Below are 7405 nucleotides of genomic sequence, written 5' to 3' on the forward strand. Positions count from 1 at the left end.
GCTGACGATATACACTTCCCCAAGAATAAATGGGGAAGTGTTCTTAAAGCATCAACAAACTAGTAGAAAATGGCTTCTGTATAATTAAAATTTAAACAAATACTTATTGTGTATCATGCAAGCCTTCACTAGTTAAGACTGCATCATAAGCTATATTGTTTATATAAACCTCTTCATAATCAAGAACTGCCTCTGAATACCATCTAACTGCCTGTTTAACTTCTCCATCCATGAGAGCAAATATTTGCTGTCGATTAGACGCATTATCTGTGTCTGAGATAAAAGTTGGGTCGATAGAGACAAAAAGTGCTTCGATATCAGAATTAGGTAACTTTGCAATCTCCCAAGTCCCAACATCTGGTAAGTTGTTATATGTGCTATCTCGACCAACTAGAGTACCTGACGCTTGACTCTCCTGACCGCACTCAAATGTAATCTCTTGTAAATGGTTTGTACTACCTATATGCCAATTCATAGAGGAGCCTTCGCACTCACCAGACAGAAAACCTTCCAAGCTAGAATATGTTGTTACTAATTCCGAGTAACTAAAAAACTGACCATGTATTTGATATATATCCTTAAGTAGCAATACTTTTAGATCAAACTGCTTAGCACCACTTGGCATGGTCAACAAATCATTGTCTGGGTCAGAACCGTAAAGGTAGGTCTCTCCGGATAAATCTGATGAGGTTTGTGTCACAGAAAAAGTCTCATCGATTATTAAAGTTTTACTATCCAAAGATAATTCTAAGTCATACTCCGCGGCATCTACAAAAGCTCCATTTTCAAAGCGGCCCGACATATTAAACATTGCTGAAGGAGAATAGTTAATAGTACCTCCAGCTTCAGAATCAAATACCCCAGACTTCTTAGCTATACTATTAGCACTTAAAACCAACTTCTGGACAGAGTCAGGTTTGGTGTAATTATATAACGTGGCCGGTAAGTCAAAGGCAACTCTTACATCAACAACTGTGACAGTTCTGGTTTCCATTGCAACGTTATCACTGCCATCCGTAGCGGTATAAGTAAGGATATACTCACCTGAAATAGAAGTATTAACAGATCCTTCTTTAACTAATTCAATAGACCCGTCTAAATTATCACTTACCTCTACACCAGCATCTACGTATACAGAGTTCAGTGTTACTTGCTGAGTAGGCTCACCAAACAAAGTAATAACAGGAGGTGTCTCATCAACTACTTCAACAATTCTAACAACCTCTAAAGCTTCATTACCAGCATTATCATAAGCATAGTAAGTGACCTCGTAAGTACCGACGTTATAAGTATCAACATAATCATCTACATCCCAATACACATCATCACCGTCTATGTTGTCAGTCACTGTGACACCTTGGTCAACGTAAGTGCCGCCATATGCAACAGTTACTGTACTATCACCAATTAGCTCAATAACTGGTGGTGTACTATCAGCGACATACACATAACGGTATTCTTCAAAGTAATAGAGACCTTGCTCATCTTCGGCATAATATGTGATGTAGTACTCACCAGGGGTACTAGTATCAACCTCTCCTTCAACAATAACCGTCATGGGCTGTCCATAACCATCAAGTACAATAACGCCAGGGTCTACAAAACTCTCACCAGGTGAAACATCTAGGTTACGATCCCCTACTAAGAAGGCTGTCGGGTCTGCATTTTCAACCACAGACACACGACGTTCGACTGGAATCGATACATTCCCTTCAGCATCTTGCGCCTCATAGGTAATGACGTACGTCCCCTCCAAGCTAGTATCAATCATACCGCTTTCGTTCACTGTTACATCAACACCATTGACATCGACGGCTTTAGCACCAAACTCGGTGTAAACACCACCCAAACTAATGCTCATATCACTCGGACCAATCAGCTCAATTACTGGTGGCGGTGTACTTGCAGAAGCTTCTAGTAGCGCTTGATAAGCAGTATCGTTTAAATACACTTCGCTGCTTTTCAAAGCAGAACCAGCAGTCTGCTTGTAGCCTTCGTAAAGCTGACCATCTTGTTCAATAAACATTGGTGAACGAACAACTTCATTCGAGCCTAAGTAAGCAGGGTCAATAGTGAGGACGATTGCCTGAATATTAGAGTCAGGTAAAGTTACCTTTTCCCAACGACCAATAGTCTGACTACTCTCGTCTGAGTCCCAATCCCAAGTATCGGTACCAACTAAGTCCCCTGATTGCTGCTCCGCATCATCGCAATTAAAGCGTGCTGTCCAGCCATCAATTAACGACAAGTTATCAATCGACGCCCCTTCAACACAGTTTCCTGATACTAACTCATTAAAGCTTGTGAGGTATCCATACGTACCATCATTGTAGTTATAACCATAGTACTGGGACTGAAGGACATAAATATCTTGTGTAAGACGGTAGTTAGCTGTGTATTCCTTCGCACCAAATGGCATAACCATTGGGCGATAGTCATAACCATGCTCCCAAGTAGAACCCTCTATATCAGTTTCATTTGAAATACTGATCTCAACGAGGTCTTCCACCACAACGGATTTACCATCGTCAGACAGCACCAATGGCATGCTATTGTCTTCAAACTCATAGTAGTTCTCAGAGAACACACCATCAACCAATCGATTATCTGGAATATTAAGCGCATAGCTATCGTCATAGTAATTGATAATACCTCGCTCTAAGTCTCCTGAACGAAGTGAAAGGATATCCACCCCAAACACCATTTCCGTCATATAAGCTGGTGGAGAGAAGTGGTAATAAGTTTCAGGCAGATTCAGTGCCAAGCGATCGTCAATAACGGAGACAGTTCGAGTAGCTGTCGCGGTATTTCCAGCACTATCAATAGCGCTGTAAACCAACTCGTAATCACCAAGGATAGAGGTATTCACCTCACCACTTACCGTGTGGTCAATGTAGTCATCTACGACATCAAACACAACGGCACCGGGGTCTACATAAGCAGTATTCAATGAAACTTGCTGAACAGCCTCTCCATTTAAGGTAATCTCTGGAGACTTTTGATCAACTACCTCAACTGTTCGTTTGATAACTTCGGCTTCGTTTCCTGCGTCATCATAGGCATAGTACTCAACAAAGTATGTTCCAACATTGTAGGTATCAACATACTCGTTTGCATACCAATAAACATCATCGCCATCTACATTATCCGTAACCGTAACACCTTGATCGACGTAACTATCGCCATAAGCGACAGTCACAGTGCTATCACCAATTAACTGAATAACGGGTGGTGTTTTGTCCGAAACACTAACATAACGATATTCAGCATAAGACTGATTACCCTGATCATCCAACGTGTAGTAGTTTAAGTAGTATTCGCCAATTGTATTGACATCAACTGTACCCTCAACGACAACAGACAGTGGCTGACCAAAGCCATCAAGTGCAGTTATACCTGGGTCAACAAAACTACCACCTTCTGGAATATCTATGTAACGCTCTCCTAAAAGGAAAACAGTGGATGTCGCGTTATCTTCAACATAAACATAACGCTCTACAGGTATAGATACATTCCCATCTGAGTCTTGAGCTTCATAAGTTATGACGTAAGTTCCATCGGTGTCTATATCAACAGTGCCACTCACTACCGGCGTCACTGCAACACCTTCAGAGTCGACTGCTGTCGCACCAAACTCAGTATAGGCACCTCCGCGACTGACATATATATCACTAGGACCAATAAGCTTTATGACTGGCGGTGGCGTACTTGCTGATGCTTCTAATAAGGCTTGATAAGCTACTTCATTAAGATACTGATCACTATCCTTAAAGTCTGTACCTGCGTTTTGCTTATAACCTCTCCATACGACAGCGTCTTTCAGAGTAAATAGGTGCTGAGTATCTCCTTCATTTGAATAAAGGTAATCTGGATCTATTATAAACAATAGAGCACTCACATCTGAGTCAGGCAGTACAATTTCCTCCCATTGTCCAACAATAGAAGTACCTAGCTCTGAGTCATATGGATCAGAACCAATCAAATCACCAGATTCTGCATTCACATCATTACAATCAAAGCTAACACGAATGCTATTACGTAAATAAATCTCACTTAATACTGACTCATTCTCACAATGGCCTGAAATAAGCTCCTCAAAGCTAGTGTAAGGCTCATAAGAATCAACCGAGTTGTCATAGTTGTAGTACTGAGAACTAAGTGCATATAGATCTTGAGTCAAACGATAGTTAGCAGTGAACTCTTTTGCAGCTGCTGGCATAGTCATCGGACGATAATCATTACCATGCTTGAACGTTGTACCTTCAATATCTGTCTCATTAGATAAACTAAGTTCAATAAGGTTTTCGATAATAACGGACTTACCATCTTCTGCAATTAGCAACGGTTGTACGCCATCATTTTCAACAAATACACCACCTATAAATCTATTAGGTATGTGTAGTACATAGTCATCTTCATAATAATTAATGACCCCACTATCTAAATCACCAGAGCGGCATGAGACTTCATCAACCCCCAATGTCATTTCAGTCATATAATTTGGCACATAAAACTTATAGAACGTTTCAGGCAAATTAAGCGCCAAGCGATCATCAACAACAGTAACCGTACGTGTAAATTCAGCAGTATTTCCAGCACTATCAGTTGCGGTGTATATCAACTCATAATCACCTGCAACAGACGTATTCACTTCACCTTCAACTGTGTACTCAACGTTGTCATCTACATTGTCGCTGGGAGCAACGCCTAGATCTGTGAAAACAGTATTTAACGTAACTTGCTGAACCTCTTCGCCAACCACCATAAACTCAGGCGGTGTTTGATCAACCACTTCAACAGTACGTGTGACCTCCTCAGCATAATTACCTGCGTAATCATAAGCATAATAAGTAACTACAGAAGTACCCACGCTGTAGGTATCTACGTAATCATCTGAGTACCAGTAAACATCATCACCATCTACGTTATCTGTAACAGTGACTCCTTCATCTATATACGTACTGCCATGAGCAACGGTAACACTAGCATCGCCTATCAATTGAATAACAGGTGGTGTTTTATCTGTAACGTTTACATAGCGATAAACACTTGAGGACTGATTACTTTGCTCATCTTCAACATAATAGTTTAGGAAATATTCTCCAATTGTATCGGTATCGACAGTACCTTCAACGACAACAGGTAAAGGCTGGCCAAAACCATCTAATGCGGTAACTCCTGGATCAACAAAACTATCACCTTCTGGAATATCTAGATATCCACCGCCTAGTAGGAAAACAGTAGGTCCTGCATTTTCAACAACATAGATCGTACGATTTACAGGGACAGACACATTACCTTCAGAATCTTGAGCCTCGTAAGTAATGATGTAAGTACCGTTAATTGCAGTATCTACTATTCCTGTCACGACTGGCGTAACTGCCTCCCCCTCGTTATCAACTGCTGTTGCACCAAACTCTGTATAAATACCACCGCGGCTAATATTGATCTCGCCTGGCCCAGTCAGTTCGATTACTGGTGGCGGTGTACTTGCAGAAGCTTCAAGTAATGCTTGGTAAGCAGTATCATTAAGGTATTGCAGGCTTTCAGTAAAGGGAGTATCTGCATTTTGCTTATACCCAGACCATACATCACCATCCTTCACAACAAAGATAGGTGTACGCTGAATTTCACTAATCGATTGATACTCTGAGTCGAGAGATAGCGCTAGTGCCTCAACATCAGAATCTGGCAAAATGAATCGTTCCCACTGACCAACCACAACACCGATATCTTCATTCGTTGTTGAGTCATAAGCTTGCAATGGATCATAGCCAATTAACTCACCAAATTGTTGAGAGGCATCGTCACAGTTAAACCGAACACTCCAACCGTTATCTAAGTATATAAAGCCTTGAGCAGAATTGTTTTCACAATTATTTACGATAAGCTCATCAAAACTTGTATATCCAACAGATAAATCATAGTCGTAAACTTGCGAATTAAGTACATACAAGTCTTGGATTAATCGATAATTAGCAGTGTATTCTTTTGCATTTTCTGGCATTACCATTTGACGATAGTCCATGCCATGCACAAATGCCTTACCTTCAATATCTGTCTGATTTGACAGACTCATTTCAATAAGATCTTCTATGACAACTGACTTACCATCTTCTGAAAGTACTAATGAATTAACCTCATCTTCATTAACGAAGGCTCCATCCACTAATCGGCTTGGTATCGAAATTACATAGTCATTATCATAATAATCAATCTCACCTCTTTCTAAATTACCAGAGCGGTGATTAATTGCAGCTAAACCAACAACCATCTCAGTAATGTAACTAGGCTCAGAAAAGTGGTAATAAGTTTCTGGTAAATTGAGGACTAAACGGTCATCTATAACGGAAACTGTTCGAGTAAGCTCAGAGATATTTCCTGCATTATCAGAGGCACTATAAACTAGCTCATAATCTCCTAATTCTGATGTATCAACTTCCCCAGTAACAACCACCTCTACTGAATAATCTAAATCATCCCATGCATTATAACCTTCATCGATATAAGCAGTATTGAGTGTTACGTTAACTTCAGTTTCACCATAAAGCTCAATCTCAGGTGCTTGTATATCGGCAACAATTACAGTCCTAGATATGGCCTCGGCACTATTGCCCGCAGCATCTCTAGCACTGTAAGTTACGGTATAACTTCCTAAGTTGTAGGTATCAACATAGTTGCCTTCAACTTCTGCTTCTAAGTACTCATCGACGGCATCAACAACCGATACGCCTTCATCGTTATAATACGAGGCATATCCAACTGTCACTGTAGATTCGCCCAGAAGTGTAATAGTTGGCGCTGTTTGATCGGTGACTAGTACAGTACGTGTTACTGGAGTTGCCACATTCCCTGCAGCATCTATTGCCGCATAAGTGACTTCGTAACTACCCACAGTATTGGTATCAACCGTGTCTGTTACCTCAACAGTTACTTCAGTATCAACGTTATCCGTAGCTGTTGCACCTGCATCGTTATACACACTGCCATGCGCAATGGTCAGTGGCGTTTCACCGACTAAGCTAATCACTGGCTCTGTTTGATCGGTGACAAGTACAGTACGTGTTACTGAAATTGCCACATTCCCTACAGCATCTTTTGCCGCATAAATGACTTCGTAACTACCCACAGTATTGGTATCAACCGTGTTTGTTACCTCAACAGTTACTTCAGTATCAACGTTATCCGTAGCTGTTGCACCTGCATCGGTATACACACTGCCGTGTGCAATAGTCAGTGGCGTTTCACCAACTAAGCTAATCACTGGCGCTGTTTGATCGGTGACTAGTACAGTACGTGTTACTGGAGTTGTCACATTCCCTGCAGCATCTATTGCCACATAAGTGACTTCGTAACTACCCACAGTATTGGTATCAACCGTGTCTGTTACCTCAACAGTTACTTC

General features: G+C 41.0%; 1 protein-coding gene. It reads right to left on the reverse strand.

Features of this window, described 5'->3' with window-relative positions:
- Nucleotides 1-103 precede the first annotated feature (103 nt).
- Nucleotides 104-7405 (reverse strand): immunoglobulin-like domain-containing protein (locus tag DKT75_RS02390; protein ID WP_146201308.1); only part of this gene is annotated, 7302 nt, incomplete at its 5' end.

The sequence above is a fragment of the Leucothrix arctica genome (genome assembly GCF_003172895.1).
Taxonomy (GTDB): Bacteria; Pseudomonadota; Gammaproteobacteria; order Thiotrichales; family Thiotrichaceae; genus Leucothrix; species Leucothrix arctica.